The 14,814-nt window shown below is 69.6% G+C and carries 17 protein-coding genes and 1 pseudogene; 12 read left to right on the top strand and 6 right to left on the bottom strand.

Annotated elements, in window-relative coordinates; translation table 11 throughout:
- Positions 1-23 precede the first annotated feature (23 nt).
- The 5 genes from ACWEOZ_RS25875 (at position 24) to ACWEOZ_RS25895 (ending at position 3,568) form a co-directional block, all read left to right on the top strand.
- Positions 24-482 carry a hypothetical protein gene (locus ACWEOZ_RS25875; protein ID WP_451913249.1) on the top strand — a complete coding sequence of 153 codons (459 nt, stop codon included), beginning with the start codon at positions 24-26 and terminating at the stop codon, positions 480-482.
- Positions 483-519: 37 nt separating this feature from the next.
- Entirely contained in the window at positions 520-1,509 is a 990-nt protein-coding gene (locus ACWEOZ_RS25880; RefSeq protein WP_451913250.1) for an alpha/beta fold hydrolase, read from the top strand.
- Between the two features lie 50 nt (positions 1,510-1,559).
- Positions 1,560-2,192, top strand: a complete 633-nt coding sequence (locus ACWEOZ_RS25885; protein WP_451913251.1) for a class I SAM-dependent methyltransferase — start codon at positions 1,560-1,562, stop codon at positions 2,190-2,192.
- A gap of 21 nt (positions 2,193-2,213) precedes the next feature.
- Positions 2,214-3,077 carry a TIGR03620 family F420-dependent LLM class oxidoreductase gene (locus ACWEOZ_RS25890; protein ID WP_451913252.1) on the top strand — a complete coding sequence of 288 codons (864 nt, stop codon included), beginning with the start codon at positions 2,214-2,216 and terminating at the stop codon, positions 3,075-3,077.
- Positions 3,078-3,163: 86 nt separating this feature from the next.
- Positions 3,164-3,568 (top strand): hypothetical protein, encoded by a 405-nt coding sequence (locus ACWEOZ_RS25895; RefSeq protein WP_451913253.1) that lies wholly within the window; start codon positions 3,164-3,166, stop codon positions 3,566-3,568.
- 12 nt (positions 3,569-3,580) lie between these two features.
- Here ACWEOZ_RS25895 and ACWEOZ_RS25900 read toward each other — a convergent pair whose 3' ends face one another.
- Positions 3,581-3,886, bottom strand: a complete 306-nt coding sequence (locus ACWEOZ_RS25900; protein WP_451913254.1) for a helix-turn-helix transcriptional regulator — start codon at positions 3,884-3,886, stop codon at positions 3,581-3,583.
- A 285-nt stretch (positions 3,887-4,171) separates the two neighbouring features.
- Here ACWEOZ_RS25900 and ACWEOZ_RS25905 point away from each other — a divergent pair, with 285 nt between their 5' ends.
- The 3 genes from ACWEOZ_RS25905 to ACWEOZ_RS25915 all read left to right on the top strand — a co-directional run bounded on the left by ACWEOZ_RS25905 (position 4,172) and on the right by ACWEOZ_RS25915 (position 8,596).
- A complete protein-coding gene (locus tag ACWEOZ_RS25905) occupies positions 4,172-5,113 on the top strand; it encodes a TerC family protein (protein ID WP_451913255.1) in 942 nt (313 codons plus the stop codon).
- Positions 5,114-5,514: 401 nt separating this feature from the next.
- The gene (locus tag ACWEOZ_RS25910) at positions 5,515-5,979 is read left to right on the top strand and encodes a GyrI-like domain-containing protein (protein ID WP_451913256.1); all 465 of its coding nucleotides are present in this window, start codon (positions 5,515-5,517) and stop codon (positions 5,977-5,979) included.
- 160 nt (positions 5,980-6,139) lie between these two features.
- Positions 6,140-8,596, top strand: a complete 2,457-nt coding sequence (locus ACWEOZ_RS25915; protein ID WP_451913257.1) for a GH36-type glycosyl hydrolase domain-containing protein — start codon at positions 6,140-6,142, stop codon at positions 8,594-8,596.
- A gap of 70 nt (positions 8,597-8,666) precedes the next feature.
- Here the strand turns inward: ACWEOZ_RS25915 and ACWEOZ_RS25920 are convergent, their stop codons facing one another.
- Positions 8,667-9,077 (bottom strand): MarR family winged helix-turn-helix transcriptional regulator, encoded by a 411-nt coding sequence (locus ACWEOZ_RS25920; protein ID WP_451913258.1) that lies wholly within the window; start codon positions 9,075-9,077, stop codon positions 8,667-8,669.
- Positions 9,078-9,153: 76 nt separating this feature from the next.
- Between ACWEOZ_RS25920 and ACWEOZ_RS25925 the strand changes: the two genes are divergently transcribed.
- Positions 9,154-9,639 carry a YbhB/YbcL family Raf kinase inhibitor-like protein gene (locus ACWEOZ_RS25925; RefSeq protein ID WP_451913259.1) on the top strand — a complete coding sequence of 162 codons (486 nt, stop codon included), beginning with the start codon at positions 9,154-9,156 and terminating at the stop codon, positions 9,637-9,639.
- Here the strand turns inward: ACWEOZ_RS25925 and ACWEOZ_RS25930 are convergent.
- Entirely contained in the window at positions 9,568-10,737 is a 1,170-nt protein-coding gene (locus ACWEOZ_RS25930; RefSeq protein ID WP_451913260.1) for a barstar family protein, read from the bottom strand. The genes ACWEOZ_RS25925 and ACWEOZ_RS25930 overlap by 72 nt on opposite strands.
- 9 nt (positions 10,738-10,746) lie before the next feature.
- Positions 10,747-11,463, bottom strand: a complete 717-nt coding sequence (locus ACWEOZ_RS25935; RefSeq protein WP_451913261.1) for a hypothetical protein — start codon at positions 11,461-11,463, stop codon at positions 10,747-10,749.
- 97 nt (positions 11,464-11,560) lie between these two features.
- Between ACWEOZ_RS25935 and ACWEOZ_RS25940 the strand changes: the two genes are divergently transcribed.
- Positions 11,561-12,043, top strand: coding sequence for a hypothetical protein (locus ACWEOZ_RS25940; protein WP_451913262.1), 483 nt, complete (start codon positions 11,561-11,563; stop codon positions 12,041-12,043).
- Entirely contained in the window at positions 11,979-12,440 is a 462-nt protein-coding gene (locus ACWEOZ_RS25945) for a phosphotransferase (protein WP_451913263.1), read from the top strand. The genes ACWEOZ_RS25940 and ACWEOZ_RS25945 overlap by 65 nt, the downstream gene beginning before the upstream one ends.
- An 85-nt stretch (positions 12,441-12,525) precedes the next feature.
- Here the strand turns inward: ACWEOZ_RS25945 and ACWEOZ_RS25950 are convergent, their stop codons facing one another.
- Entirely contained in the window at positions 12,526-13,152 is a 627-nt protein-coding gene (locus ACWEOZ_RS25950; protein ID WP_451913264.1) for a hypothetical protein, read from the bottom strand.
- A 64-nt stretch (positions 13,153-13,216) separates the two neighbouring features.
- Positions 13,217-13,801, bottom strand: a complete 585-nt coding sequence (locus ACWEOZ_RS25955) for a hypothetical protein (RefSeq protein WP_451913265.1) — start codon at positions 13,799-13,801, stop codon at positions 13,217-13,219.
- A gap of 404 nt (positions 13,802-14,205) precedes the next feature.
- On the opposite strand from ACWEOZ_RS25955, the pseudogene heR reads away from it, so the two are divergent.
- Positions 14,206-14,774 (top strand): annotated as a pseudogene (heR, locus tag ACWEOZ_RS25960) (heliorhodopsin HeR).
- Positions 14,775-14,814: the final 40 nt, after the last annotated feature.

Here is a 14,814-nt window from a genome sequence, read left to right on the forward strand (position 1 = left end):
CGGAGCCCCATTACTCTGCAGGCATGCTGACCGCTGAACGGATGAGTATGTGGCGCGGCCGCTACCAGCTGGTCTCCGACGGCACGCCGGTAGCCGTCTGGGACCCGTCGTGGTGGCGCACCGGCGGCGACTTCGAGGTCGACGGCCGCCACTACCACGTGCGCGCCAACGGCTGGGGCACCAAGTACCGGATGACCGACGACCGGGGCGAGGAGATCGCCCTGGTCGAGCGGGCCGGCCGTAAGCACTGGACCGTGCAGGCCGAAGGACGCACCTACGAGTTCCGTCGCGAGTCGATGTGGGGCAACCAGCAGGCATGGGTCGCCGACGGGGTCAAGGTGGGGTCGCTGCGCCGGACGAGCGCCTGGTCGGGGGCCGTCGAGGCGGACCTGCCCGGCATGCCCCTGCCGGTGCAGATCTTCGTGCTGGCGGTTCAGATCGCGATCTGGCAGGCGCAGCAGTCCGCCGCGGCCGGCAGCTGACGCCCCGCCCATGGTGCGGCAGCGGCTCGCTCAGGCGGTGACAGAAGGCGGCGCCACCGTGGCGTACGCCTCGGTCGGTGCCGGCCGGCCGCTGGTCTACGTGATGGGCTGGCTCACGCATCTCCAGCTGAGCTGGGAGCTGCCGCCCGAGCGCGCGCTGTACGAGGCGCTGGCGCAGGGCTGCCGGCTCGTCCGCTACGACCGCGCCGGGTCCGGGCTGTCACCGGCCGCCGACCGTCCGGCGTCGCTCGCTTTCGAGCTGGAGCAGCTGGCCGCCGTGGCCGCCACCCTGGACCAGCCGTTCGATCTGATGGGCACTTCCCTCGGTGCCCCGGTGGCCGTGGCCTGGGCCGCGGCCCACCCCGGCACGGTCCGGCGCCTGGTCCTCTACGGCGGCTGGGCCCGCGGTGCCGACGTCTCTGCGCCGCAGGTCCGGGAGCACGTCCTGGGCCTGGTCGAGGCGCACTGGGGGCTCGGCTCCGACGTGCTGACCGACATCTTCGCCCCCGACGCCGACCCTGCGACCCGCGCCGAGCTGGCCCGCTACCAGCGTGCGTGCTCGGATGCCGCCACCGCCCGGGCGCTGCTGGCGCTGAGCTACGAGCTCGACGTCACCGGCTACCTGGGTCAGGTGCAGGCGCCGACCCTGGTGGTGCACCGCACCGGCGACCGCGCCGCGCCGGTCGCGCAAGCGCACGCCCTGGCCGACGGTATTCGCGGTGCCGAGCTGGTGCTGCTGCCCGGCCGGTCGCACCTGCCGTACGCGGGTGACCGGGACGAGCTGGTCCGCGCGGTCCGCCGGTTCCTCGGCCTGCCCGTCCCCCGGCGCCGCGCCGACGGGTTGACCGCTCGCCAGCGGGAGGTGGCGGAGTTGGTCAGCCAGGGGTGCACGAACCGCGAGATCGCGACGCGCCTGGGCATCGACGAGCGCTCGGCCGAGGGCCACGTCGAACGGATCCGCCTGCGGCTGGGCTTCCGGTCCCGCGCCCAGATCGCCGCCTGGTACAGCGCCCAGCGCCGACATTGAGGTATTTCCCCGCCTGACACGCCGCGGGGATCGGCGCAGAGTTCCCTCTTGTGACCTTCGAACTGCACCGGGCCCGCGGGCCCTTCAACGCCGCCTTCTTCAGCATCATGGGCCCGTACATCGAGTGGAACGTGCGGCACCAGAAGCGGCGGGTCTTCGCCGGCCTGCCGCCGACGGTCGTCGAGCTGGGCTCCGGGGTGGGCGCCAACCTGCGCTTCCTGACCCCGGGGTCGACGCTCATCGCCGTCGAGCCGAACGTCGCCATGCACCGGCGGCTGCGGGCGGCGGCCGGGCGGCGCGGCGTACGCCTGGACCTGCGCGACCAGGTCGCCGAGCACACCGGCCTGCCCGGCGGCAGCGCCGACAGCGTGATCTCCTCGCTCGTGCTCTGCACGGTGAGCGACCCGGCCGCGGTCCTGGCCGAGGTCCGCCGGATCCTGCGTCCCGGTGGGACCTTCCGCTTCGTCGAGCACGTCGCCGCCCGGGCCGGCACGCCGACGCGGGCGCTCCAGCGAGCGCTGCGCCGGCCGTGGGCCTGGACCTTCGAGGGCTGCTCCTGCGAGCGGGACCTCGCGACTTCGGTACGCGCGGCCGGCTTCACCCGCGTCGACCTCGAGCCGTACCGGCTGCACAGCCCGTTCGTCACCTTCAACACCCAGATAGCGGGCGTCGCCCACGCCTGAGCGCGCACGTATTGTTGCGGTATGACCGAGAGACTCGTCAGCGTGTGGCAGCCGTACTTCCTCGAGAGCCCGACTGCGGACGCGGCCGTGGCCGCCGCGAAACAGCTGGAGGAGCTCGGCTACTCCCGGATCTGGTTCTCGGCCGGCTTCGACCAGCACGTCCCGCCGCGCTACCGCGAGATCCTGGACGGGACCGAGCGCATCGGGGTCGCCCCCGGCATCGTGAGCATCTGGCACTCGTCACCCGCCGAGGTCGCGGCGTACGCCCAGGACGCGCAGCGCGCCCACCCCGGCCGGTTCCTGCTCGGCCTCGGCGCCAGCCACGCCGTCCTGGTGGAGAGCAACGGCACCGACTACCGCAAGCCGTACTCCAAAATGGTGGATTACCTCGATGCCCTCGACGCGGCGGGCCTCGGACCCGAGCAGCGGGTCCTGGCCGCCCTGGGCCCTCGGATGTTGACGCTCTCCCACGACCGGGCGGCCGGCGCGCACCCGTACTTCACCCCGGCCGAGCACACCGCCGAGGCCCGGACGGCGATCGGCCCGGACCGGCTGCTGGCCGTCGAGGTCGCGGTGGTGCTCGATCCGGACCCGGCCGCGGCGCGGGCGACGGCCCGGCAGTACACCACCGGCTATCTCTCACTACCGAACTACACCAACAACCTGCGCCGGTTCGGCTGGACCGACGAGGACCTCGCCGGCGGCGGCAGCGACCGCCTGGTCGACGCCCTCATCCCCTGGGGTACGGCCGACCAGGTGGCCGCCGGCATCGAGAAGCACTTCCAGGCGGGCGCGGACGAGGTGGCGATCCAGGTCCTGAACGGAGGCGACGCCACGACCTTCCCGGCCGAAGCGTTCCGCGCCCTGGCCGCGATCCTGATCTGATTCTCGCCACTACCCTTCCGTCATAGCTCTGACGTGCTGGCAAGTCTGGTCGCTGAGCTCATCGGCCGGTGCCGGATGATGTGGTCATGACGGGGCAGCATTGGCAACCGGTCGTGGCGATCGGCTCTCACGGTTCGGTGCTCGGTCTGGACGCTGACGGGTCGTGGGTCGTGGCCGATGGCGGCAAGGTCCGGGGTGTCGCCGTCGGCGCGAACTTGACGATGCTGTTGCCGTTGCTCGAGCAGCCGCATCGCCAGCTCGCGGCGGCCGTGGCAGCGGTGGTGCCGTCGGCGCCACCCTGGGACGAGCTGCTGGTGTTCGCGCTTGGCTGGCCGACTGAGTACTGGCCCGCTCTGGCCCTGGGGTGGTTGGAGGACGGCTATCCGTCAGCCGGGGTCCGCGACGCTCTCACCGCGTTGAGGGACGATGCCCACCGGTCGCAGCCGTTGCGACACCGCGCGTTGCGGTTGTGCAGGCACGCCATCGGCTGACTGTGAACCGCATCAGGTCACCGGCGTCCCGGTGAACAGGTCGAGCAGCTCACCGATGCTGTGGTCGGCCTCCGCGGGGTGCCGGAAACGGCCGGCCGGGTTGAGGGTGTACTGGTTACGGCGCCCGACGCGTTCGTGCCGGAGGTAGCCGGCTGCTTCGAGGTCGGCGACGATCGCCTGCGCGGCGCGCTCGGTGATGCCGACGGCGTCGGCGACGTCACGCAGCCGGACGGTCGGGTCCCGGGCGATGGCCAGGAGCACGTGGGCGTGGTTGGTCAGAAACGTCCACCCCTTGACCGGGTGAGCTGTCTGAGACACGTGATCCCCGTCCCCGCGTTCGCACCGAGCCGTACCACCCCTCAATGTACGCATACCAAGACACGAAATCAGCTGCGCCCCTGCCTTGACATACGAACGTCACTTCGTGAATCATTGAACGTAGTTCGAGGGGGAGTACCCGACGCACCACGCGCCACCGTCAGGACGGACCCGGCAGATCCGGGTCTCGGTGGTGCAGCCATCGCCGCGGTGGCCCGGGGAGACCTTCGTCCACAGTCGCCGGCCCGCCGCCACGGGCCGGCCGGGCGAAAGGTCTCCCTTCCCATGTCTGTGTCCTGGTGGGTCTGGGCGCTGCTCATGCTCGCGGTCGCCGCGATGCTCGCCGTCGACCTGTTCCTGCACCGCGACAACCACGTCATCGGCTTCCGCGAGGCCGCCCTGTGGTCCGGCATCTGGATCGCCGCCGGCCTGCTGTTCGGCGTCGTGCTGTGGGCCTGGCAGGGCGGCGAGGTCGCCGGCACCTACTACGCCGGCTACCTGATCGAGAAGGCCCTGTCGATCGACAACGTCTTCGTCTTCGCGCTGATCTTCACCTCCTTCGCCGTCCCCGCCGCCTTCCAGCACAAGGTCCTGTTCTGGGGTGTCATCGGCGCGCTGCTCTTCCGGCTGGTCTTCATCTTCGTCGGCGCCGAGCTGCTGGAGACGTTCTTCTGGACCGCGTACGTGTTCGGCGCGTTCCTGATCTACACCGGCTACAAGATGGCGTTCCGCCACGACGAACAGACCCCGCCGGACCGCAACCCCGTCGTCCGCCTGGTCCGCAAGGTCATCCCGACCGACCCGGCGTACCACGGTGACAAGTTCTTCACCCGGATCAACGGCAAGCGCGTCGCCACCCTGCTGTTCGTGGTCCTGATCGCCGTCGAGGCCACCGACCTGATTTTTGCCGTCGACTCCGTGGCCGCGATCCTGGCCATCACCACCAGCACCTTCATCGTCTGGACAGCCAACGCCTTCGCCATCCTCGGCCTGCGTAGCCTCTACTTCTGCCTCGCCGGCCTGCTGCGCCGCTTCGTCCACCTGCACTACGGCCTGGCCGTGCTGCTCGCCTTCGCCGGGGTCAAGCTGATCCTCTCCGAGACCCCGGTCGGCAAACTGCCCATCCCCGTCACCCTCGGCGTCATCGTGCTCACCATCACGGTCTCGATCGTCTGGAGCCTGCGCAGTACCCGCCAGACCACGACGACGCCGGAACCTCGGCCCTGACCCCGTCCACGCCGCACGGGAGGGAAACGATCATCCCCACCGCACGCCTAGGACTCCCCCACCGACCCCTCGTGGCGGCCCACGCTGCGCAGACCGGCACGCCGCTGTTCGGCGCCGCCTGGACACGCTGGCCGATCAGGCCGTCGGCCGGGTCCGCCGCCGCTGCGGCGCCCGTGAGGACTGACTGTTGTGCAACGACGGCGCCAGCACGGCGGCACGGACACACTCCCTCAGCACCGACCAGGATGGCGGCGACGACCGCCTGCCGATCCGCGGTCGACGGAGGTCACCGGACAGCCCGGGTAGCCGTCCAGATTTCACCCAGGACGGTGCCGGGGCCGGAAGACTCTGGCCCGGCACGGCCGAGCGGGCCATCGTCGACAGTGACGCGGAGGTGGCCCATGACCTATCTCATCGAGAGCCGAACCCTGACCAGCCAGGACACCGCGGTCGTCCGGTCCCGCGTACCGGCCGCACAGCTGCTGGCGTGGTTGATCGATGTCTACCGGGAGCTCGACCGCTACCTGACGGATCGCGGCGTCCGGGTCTGCGGGCCGCCGTTCGCCCGGTATGCCGGCCATGCGGACATGGTCGACGTGGAGGCCGGTTATCCGGTCCCCGGGCCGGTGCCCGGCCAGGGACGAATCACCGCGTCGCGGCTGCCCGGCGGACGAGCGGCGGCCACCGTTCACCACGGCTCCTGCCAGGACCTCGATACGGCCGAGCGGGCGGTCGCCGACTGGCTGGAGAAGCGGGGACTCGTGGCCGCCGGACCGCACTGGGACGTGTACTACACGAACCTCGCCGCGCAATCAGACAACGCCGTGGCCAGAACGGATCTAGTCGTTCCTTATCGGACGGCGTGAGCGACGTCCCATGGCAACCACGCCGGCCCGAGCGGTGCACTGTCGGCGACGGCGCGGATTTCGGGGGTCGCGTGTGCCCGGTTTCACCCATACCATCGTGCTGTGGGAGCGCTCCCAAGCCATCGTGGGGTGCTGACCGCCCAAGCAGGGAGGAGACCCCGTGCGCTACGGACACTTCGACGACGAGCGCCGTGAGTACGTCATCGACCGGCCGGACACGCCGTTGCCCTGGATCAATTATCTGGGGACCGAGGCGTACTTCGGCATCATCTCCAACACCGCGGGCGGATATTCGTTCTACCGCGACGCCCGGCTGCGCCGCCTCACCCGGTACCGCTACAACAACGCGCCGTTCGACCTCGGCGGGCGCTACCTGTACGTGCGGGACGACGCCACCGGTGACTTCTGGTCACCGACCTGGCAGCCGACCCGCAGCTCCCTGGACGAGTACGAGTGCCGGCACGGTCTGTCGTACACCCGGGTCGCTTCCGCCCGGGGCGGCATCCGCGCCGAGACGCTGTACTTCGCGCCGCTCGGCGAGACCCTCGAGGTCTGGCGGTGCCGGGTCACCAACGAGCGCGACACCGCGGCTGAGCTCTCGCTCTTCTCCTCGGTCGAGTTCTGCCTGTGGGACGCGCAGGACGACGCGACCAACTTCCAGCGCAACTTCTCCACCGGCCAGGTCGAGGTGGCCGACGGGGTGATCTACCACAAGACCGAATACCGCGAACGGCGTGACCACTTCGCCTATTTCGCCTGCTCGGAACCGCTGGCGGGCTTCGACACCCAGCGGGACACGTTCCTGGGCGCGTACCGGGGCTGGGACCAGCCGGCTGCGGTGGAGCGCGGCGCGGCCTTCGACTCGGTGGCCCACGGCTGGGCACCGATGGGCAGTCACCACGTACGGCTGAGCCTGGCCCCGCAGGAGACCCGTGAGGTGGTCTTCGTGCTCGGGTACGCGGAGAATCCGCGCACCGAGAAGTTCGATCCCCCGGGATCGCAGACGCTCAACAAACGCCACGTGCGCCCGGTCATCGAGCGCTGGCTGCGGCCGGAGACGGTCGCCGAGGGCTTCGCGGCGCTCGGCGCCTACTGGGACCGGCTGCTCGGCACGCTGAGCGTGACGACCCCGGACCTGGACACCGACCGGATGGTCAACATCTGGAACGCCTACCAGTGCGTGGTCACCTTCAACATGAGCCGGTCCGCGTCGTTCTACGAGTCCGGGATCGGCCGCGGCATGGGCTTCCGCGACTCCAACCAGGACCTGCTGGGCTTCGTCCACATGATCCCGGAGCGCGCCCGGGAACGCATCCTCGACATCGCCGCCACCCAGCTACCGACCGGCGGGGCGTACCACCAGTACCAGCCGCTGACCAAGCGGGGGAACAACGACATCGGCCAGGGCTTCAACGACGACCCGCTGTGGCTGATCCTGGGCGTTGCCGCGTACGTCAAGGAGACCGGTGACCAGACCATCCTGGACGAGCCGGTGCCCTTCGACAACGCGCCGGGCAGCGAGGCGCCGCTGTACGAGCACCTGCGCCGTTCGCTGCGCTACACCCGGGAGCGGCTCGGCCCGCACGGCCTGCCGCTGATCGGGCGGGCCGACTGGAACGACTGCCTCAACCTCAACTGCTTCTCCGACACTCCCGGTGAGCCGTTCCAGACCACCGAGAACGCCTCCGGCGGCGCGGCCGAGTCGGTCTTCATCGCCGGCCAGTTCGTGCTGGCCGGCAAGGAGCTGGCCGCGCTCGCCGAGCTGCGCGGACTGGACGACGAGGCGGTCGAGTACCGTGCCGCCGCGGAGAAGATGACCGGCGTCATCGTCGAGCACGGGTGGGACGGCGCCTGGTTCCGTCGCGCGTACGACTTCGACGGCCGCCCGATCGGCTCGGCGGAGAACGACGAGGGGCAGATCTTCATCGAGCCGCAGGGCATGTGCGTGCTGGGCGGCGTCGGCCTGGACGACGGGCTGGCCGTACGGGCGCTGGACAGCGTGGCGGAGCGGCTGGCCACCCCGCACGGCATCGTCCTGCAGCAGCCGGCGTACTCCGGCTACCGGATCGAGCTCGGCGAGATCTCGTCCTATCCGCCCGGCTACAAGGAGAACGCCGGCATCTTCTGCCACACCAACCCGTGGATCATGATCGCCGAGGCGATGGCGGGCAACGGCGACCGCGCCTTCGACTACTACCGGCGGATCAACCCGTCCGCCCGGGAAGGCATCAGCGAGGTGCACCGCTGCGAGCCGTACGTGTACGCGCAGATGATCGCCGGCCGGGACGCGCCGGCCCACGGCGAGGCCAAGAACTCCTGGTTGTCCGGCACCGCGGCGTGGAACTTCGTCGCTGTCACCCAGTGGATCCTCGGCATCCGGCCGGAGCTGACCGGGCTGCGCGTCGACCCGGTGCTGCCCGCCGACTGGTCCGGCTTCCAGGCCACCCGGGCCTTCCGGGGTGCCACCTACCAGATCACCGTCCGCAAGGAGGCGGGCGTGACCGGCCGGGTCACCCACCTGCTCGTCAACGGTGAGCGGGTGGAGGGGACCGTGGTGCCGCCCGCCGCCCCCGGCATTGAGGTGCACGTGGAAGCCGTCATCGGGGGGTCGTCCTGAGCTGACACCGTACGGTGCGCCGGAAACTTCAGCCGTGCACGGAGCCGCGACCCGCCGGCTCACGCCTCCCTCACGGCTGAAGTTTCCGCAGCACTCCCGGAATGCGGCGGAGGATCTCCCGCTCGGCGTCGTCGAGGTCCTCGCGGATCGCGCGGGCTATCCCGGCGGCCCGCGCGCGGCGAGCGCTCGCCAGGGCCTCGCCGCCGGAGGTGGTCAGCGTCAGCATGACCTGGCGACGGTCGGCGTCATGGCGGCCGAGGGTGACCAGGGCCTGATCAGCCAGCAGGCCGACCGTGCGGGCCATCGACTGGTGCTTGACCTGCTCGAGCCGGGCCAGGTCGGCGATCGACAGCGGCCCCGAGCGGGCCAGGTGACCGAGTACCGCGGCCTGACCGGGCGACATCTCGTCGTGGACGCGAACGCGGCGCACGAAGTCGCCGATCGCCGCGCGCAGTTCTTCGGCGAGATCCAAGTCACTCATGCCGCCGAATATACAGCACTGCTGTATTGTTCGGCGAAGTGCAGCAATGCTGTACATCAGAGCTGAGGAGCAAGAGATGACCTACGACCCGTACGCCCTGGCTTTTCCCGCCCCCGCGTTCACCCTCACCAGCAAGGACTTCACCAACGGCGGGGCCCTGCCCGACTCCGCCTACCAGCCGCACAACGCATCACCCGAGCTGTCCTGGGGTCCGCTGCCCGACGGCACGCGGAGCCTAGTGGTGACCGCGTTCGACGCCGACGCTCCGATCCCCGGCGGGCTGTGGCACTGGGCGGTCAAGGACATCCCGGCCACGCTGAACGGGCTTCCGCACGGCGGCGGCGCCGGCACCGCACTGCTCAACGACCTCGGCAGCACCGGCTACGCCGGGGCCAACCCGCCGCCCGGCACCGGCACCCACCGGATGGTCATCTGCGTCACCGCGCTCGCCGTCGAATCTCTGGACCTGCCCAAGGGCGCGAGCCGGGCACTACTGAACATCATGCTGATCCCGCACACCCTGGGCCGGGCGATCATCATCGGGACCAGCACGCCACGCTGACACCCGAGCGCCACCCGCGACGCGCGATCCGCAGTTGTGCCAGATCAACCGGAAGCCGGGGGTGGCGCCGCCGTCCCCGGTGGCCGCGTTCTCGTGCAACCAGAACAGGTCGCCGCCGAACCAGCCGCCCGGGCCGTTGATAGCCTCGCCGATGGCACAGAAGAACCCATCGAGGTCGGTGATGTAGCGCCCGTCCAGGTGGTACACCATGCCCGCGGGCTTGTCCGGGGCGTGCCTCCGGTGGAGTGCGGCGGCTCGCACCCAGAGGAAGCGATCGCTGCGATCAAGGTCTGCCCACTGGTTCGGCGTGGTCGGGCCCCCGGCGCGCCACATGTCCCAGAGCGGACGGTCGTTCGCCGCCAGTGGTGTCGGGATCCGCGCGCTCACGGTGATATCGACCAAGTCGTCACCGAGGGCGGATGGGCGGGTGCCTTCGACACTGCCCAGCACGCGGTGTTCCCAGCCCATCTTGTGCGCTGTGCCGTCCACGCGTACGTGGACCAGCTCGGCCTCGAAGGAACCGGTGAGTCCGGGCCGGCAACCCAGCAAAGTCAATGGTGGACCGGGCGGCCAGACCTCCGGGCGCTCATGGAACAGACCCGCAATGTCTCGGCACTCGCCGGCCGGTGTCCCGGGGTGGGAGCCGTCCGGTTCCGGCCATACGATCAGCCGATAGCCGAAGACAGCGGGCGCGACGGTACCGCCTTCATTGTTGTCACCGTCGCGGCGATGGCCTTCGAGGTCGATGTCGAGCAGGCCGGACCCGTCCACGGAAGGCCGATGGTCGATGACACGGACGTCGAGCAGCTCCTCGATGATGTCGAAGCAACCCTTGCATCCGGGATCACAGCCTTCGCTCACCGGCCGGCCGGGGACATGGGCTCCCTCGACAACGAAGTTGCCGAACCACGTCGGTCCTGTCCCTTTGATCGCTACAAGCAGTGGCCCAGCCGGCGCGCAGCTCAACAGGGTGTAACGCTCGTACACCGGCTCCGCAGGAAACACGCGATCGACGAACAGCCCGTCGACATCCGCGCATTCAGTAAGAGCGATACGGGTTCCCTCGTCGAGCAGCCGCCAGCGCAGGGGAATCGACACGGCCCGACCTTATAGTTGCCTGGAGTGGTACGCCTTGATACTGGTTGGCGCAGTGCCTGAGGTCTGCCGGATGAGAGCCGCGTCGTCGGGCGGGACCGGCACCTCGGTTTCCCCGTGCGCCGCTACGGTGACGAGGTCACCGATGGGCTCGGTGCGAACAGCTTGCTGGGTCCGTCCCTCAGGCGGCATGTCCCAGATGATGTACACCAGGCGAATCGTGATCGGACGATCGTTGTCGTTGTTCACCCGGACCCGCGTGAACACGTCGTTGCGGGTGACGGCGACGCCTGAGGCGTCGAGCGGGGTCACGGTGGGCTCGGTGGCTATCGCCGGGTAGTCCACATACAGCGCGTCTATGACTGTGGCACGGACATCGGCGACCCTGTCCACGTGCTCTCCGGTGAACCGCATGATGTCCACGATGGAGGTCCGGGCCGGGATCACCAGGGCAGCATGGTCACTGCCGTAGACAGTGGAAACCGTCACGGACGGCAGCACTTCGCCGGTCTCGTCGACTGCAGCCAGCTTCAGGATCGGCGCATAGCTCAACGAGGTGAGGTTGGAGATCGCCAAAGTCTGGTTCATCTGGTCATCGCCCGACGTGGGCTGGTAAAGGAACTCGAACGGGGGCGACTGAGGGCCAGGGCCCGATGGGATCAAGCCGCATCCGCCGGCAAGCAGACTTGCCAGCGCAACGACGGTCAGGGCGCGAAGAGGGGCGAACACCGAGTGATCCTAGATCACGTAGCCCTGGACGCTCTTCCGAGTTGATGCACCGCACCAGGACCTCGACGTTCGCCTCACCGGCCAGCAGGATGGTGGTGTGTACGAGACGGCCGGCATGCCGGGTGACCTTCCCGCCGGCGCCGACACTTTCGATCTCCTTCCCGGTCTGCAGCGAGGTGAGCAGCTACGGCGAACCGACAAGGCCGTCACCGTCGCCGGCCGCTGGCACGGCCGTGACGTGGTCGCCAAGCAGCTGATCAGCTCCGAGCGGCAATGGGTCGAACGCTTCGCGCACGAGGTGAGCGCATACCAGGCGTTCGCTGTCACCCCACCGCCATGGCGCGTCCCGCTGCTGCAGTACGCCGGGCACACCGTTCTGGTCATCGAACGCCTGCCCGGAGCGCCGCCGCACACCGACCGATACCCACCGCGGCTACCCGAGCCCATCGTGACCGCCATGATCGACGCCATGGCGGCCTTCGCCTCATGGCGGCCTCCGCCCCGGGCCGCTCAGCATGCCCGCCACGGACTGGCCGGCCCGTATCCGTCGCTACGCCGCGGCCGGGGATCTGCCTGCTGATGTCCAGCAACCACTGCTGGAAGCGGTCACCGACGCTCCCCTGCTGTTCGGGCACGGCGATCCGCTGGCCAGCAACGCCCTGGTCGCCGCCGGCGAGCCGCTGATCTTCATCGACTTCGAGTTCGCCGGCATGTATCCGCCCGGCGCTGACCTCGCACTTCTCGGGCTGTGGCTGGGCCGCCACGACCCCGCCGCCGAGCAACGGTGCGCCCGGACCGCCGAGGCTGCCGGATGGTGGCACAGCTACCGGGCGATGCGGGTTCTGTGGCTCGCCCGCGAGCAGCGGCTCTACCAGAACCTGTTCGACACTGTCGACGACCGCGAGCACCGGCAATGGCTCGACGGCCAGACCGCTGAAGCGATCACCGGGTTACGCCGGGCGGAAGGCCGTGGCTGAGCTCGCGTCGACGCCGAACCCCACGCTGGAGGCACGGACCGCCCTGCGGGTCGCGGTGGTGAGGTGGCTGTTCCCGAACCGGCGGTCAGCCGGCCGATTCGGGGAAGAGTTCCAGGACCCGGTACGCGGCGGAGCCGACGACCCCGCTGTCAGCTCGTCCGGCGATGCCGCGACATTCCAGTCGTTCGTCGATGTAGTCGTCGAGTCTGTGGTGCGGGCCGGGTTCCTCGCCCGGGGTGCCGTCGAGGCGGCCGATGAGCACGAGTTCCACCTCATCGTCGAGGTGGTCCAACGCGATGTCCAGACCCGGCTCGTCGTCTGGTTGCGGGCCGGTCACCTGCTCCCGGTACCAGACCAGGACCGGTTCGGGTCGCGGGTGTTGCTCGGCGATGGTGACGAGCGCGGGTATGACCGCGTCCAGCATTCGGGCAGCGAGTTGGTCTGCGTGCTCCTCGAGCGCGCTGAGCGGTACGACGAGTGCCACATGTTCACCAGCGGCGTCGAGGCCGGCCACCACGGTAGAGACGCTGTCCGTGTCGTCTGTGACGGTGACCGTGATGCCGACAGCCTGTGGCGTCGCCGCGGTGAGGAAATCGCCCCAAAGTGCGAGGCAGTGCTCAGCGGTGCTGACGGCGGAGTGCAGCGTCTTGGACCTCCTCGCTGAGAGGCCTGGAACCTGCGGTGTCCAGGTCACCGGATGTGGATGATCCATGCCCGCATGTCTCCCTCAGGCGCGGCGACGGTGCGCCGCGCGACGACCGTGCCGAGCGCCTCGATCACGGCTTGGTGCTGCCTGGCGACGGTTGCGGACGGGGTTCCTTGGCGACGAGTATTAGTTGATCTGGCGGGGTGGAGTGTGCGAGGCGCTGCAGTTCGAGCGCGGCCGCGGCGTAGCGGGACGGTCCGGACGGTGGCCGACGGAACGGATCAACCAGCGCGGGCCGGCCTCGGTCGGCGTGCGGGCCGACGGCCGCGGGTGTGCCGATGCCGTACCGGTCCCCTATCGCGTGCAGGGCGTGCTGCACGGCCTGGAACAGGCGCAGACCGGTCAGCCCGTCTCCCACTGGCGGGTCCTGGAACCAGGAGGAGGGAAGACGGAGTCCGCACTGGATCTCTTTCGGTCCTCCGTAGTTCTTCTTCCTGAGATATTCCGCGCTCACCACCGTGTCGTCGCGCGGCAGCAGGTGCACCCGGACGGAACTGCGGGCCGGGAACCGCTGCTTGAGCCATGCCGCGCCGGCGAAGCAACGGTTGAACCGGTCCTCGACACTATGTGCGACGACCAGGGCCTGCCCGTAAGCCACGCGGCCTACCCCTGCCGGCATCGTGAGGGACGCCGACAGGGAGATCCAGAAGCTCATGGCGCCGCTCCTACCTACCCGCGGCTCTCATGCCGACCGGCCGATGGCCGTACCGGACAACGAACCTCAGGCACATGGCCCACTCCCACGACCGGGCGAGGTATCGGTTGAGGGACAGGAGGATCAAGACGATCTGGCAGGACCCGTACGTCTTGGGGTCCCTTCACCATAGTGATCTAGTAGCCCGAGGTGGGCCGAGATGACCGCAGTTGCCTCACGTCGCGCCTTGCCGGGCGCATCCGCGCTGCGGCTGCCGAGCGTAAGCATCGTGAGAGAAGGTGACCCCTGTGACAACCAAGGACACGACGCCGACCGCTACCGGCGTCACCGAGCAGCGCCTGGCCGGTCTGCGTAGGTGGAACCTGGCTCTGACCCTGCTGCACCTGGCCCAGGCGGCGGTCGTCGTGCTGATCGCCGGCAACTTCGCGATCACCGTGACGTCGTCGTTCCCGGAGGGACCACCCGGCTCCGCCGCCGTCGCCCCGCAGGCACTGTTCGAAGTCTCCATCGGATGGGCCGTGGCCGCATTCCTGCTCCTGGCGGCGCTCGACCACCTGCTGACCGGAATTGTGGCGCGCCGCACCTACGCACGAGCATCAACGCTGTCATCGCGGTCGCCGGCGCCAACGCCGGGATGATCCTGTTCGGGTGGCTGCAGGAACTGATGAACCCACCCGGCCGCCGCAGCACGACGATGCTTCCCTTCTGGTTCGGCACGATCGTCGGCCTCACACCGTGGATCTCGATCGCGTTCAACGTCGCCGGGTCCGAGACCGTGCCCGGCTTCGTGTACGGCATCGTGGTGGTCCAGGCCGTCCTGTTCTTCAGCTTCGGACTGAACCAGTGGCTGCAGTACCGGGGGGTCGGCCGGTGGGCGGACTACGCCTACGGCGAGAAGGCGTACCTGGTCCTCAGCCTGGTGGCCAAGTCCCTGCTGGCGTGGCAGATCTTCGCCGGGTCGCTGGCCGGCTGACAACGCCGGCCCGACGGACGGCGTAGCGCGCCTCCGGTGT

The sequence above is a fragment of the Actinoplanes sp. NPDC004185 genome (assembly GCF_053603475.1).

What these genes read in the sequence shown, in the direction of transcription:
- ACWEOZ_RS25875 (WP_451913249.1), top strand. Translation starts at nt 24, where the DNA reads ATGCTGACCGCTGAACGGATGAGTATGTGGCGCGGCCGCTACCAGCTG.
- ACWEOZ_RS25890 (WP_451913252.1), top strand. Translation starts at nt 2,214, where the DNA reads ATGACCGAGAGACTCGTCAGCGTGTGGCAGCCGTACTTCCTCGAGAGC.
- ACWEOZ_RS25895 (WP_451913253.1), top strand. Translation starts at nt 3,164, where the DNA reads ATGACGGGGCAGCATTGGCAACCGGTCGTGGCGATCGGCTCTCACGGT.
- ACWEOZ_RS25905 (WP_451913255.1), top strand. Translation starts at nt 4,172, where the DNA reads ATGTCTGTGTCCTGGTGGGTCTGGGCGCTGCTCATGCTCGCGGTCGCC.
- ACWEOZ_RS25910 (WP_451913256.1), top strand. Translation starts at nt 5,515, where the DNA reads ATGACCTATCTCATCGAGAGCCGAACCCTGACCAGCCAGGACACCGCG.
- ACWEOZ_RS25920 (WP_451913258.1), bottom strand. Translation starts at nt 9,077, where the DNA reads ATGAGTGACTTGGATCTCGCCGAAGAACTGCGCGCGGCGATCGGCGAC.
- ACWEOZ_RS25925 (WP_451913259.1), top strand. Translation starts at nt 9,154, where the DNA reads ATGACCTACGACCCGTACGCCCTGGCTTTTCCCGCCCCCGCGTTCACC.
- ACWEOZ_RS25945 (WP_451913263.1), top strand. Translation starts at nt 11,979, where the DNA reads ATGCCCGCCACGGACTGGCCGGCCCGTATCCGTCGCTACGCCGCGGCC.
- ACWEOZ_RS25950 (WP_451913264.1), bottom strand. Translation starts at nt 13,152, where the DNA reads ATGGATCATCCACATCCGGTGACCTGGACACCGCAGGTTCCAGGCCTC.
- ACWEOZ_RS25955 (WP_451913265.1), bottom strand. Translation starts at nt 13,801, where the DNA reads ATGAGCTTCTGGATCTCCCTGTCGGCGTCCCTCACGATGCCGGCAGGG.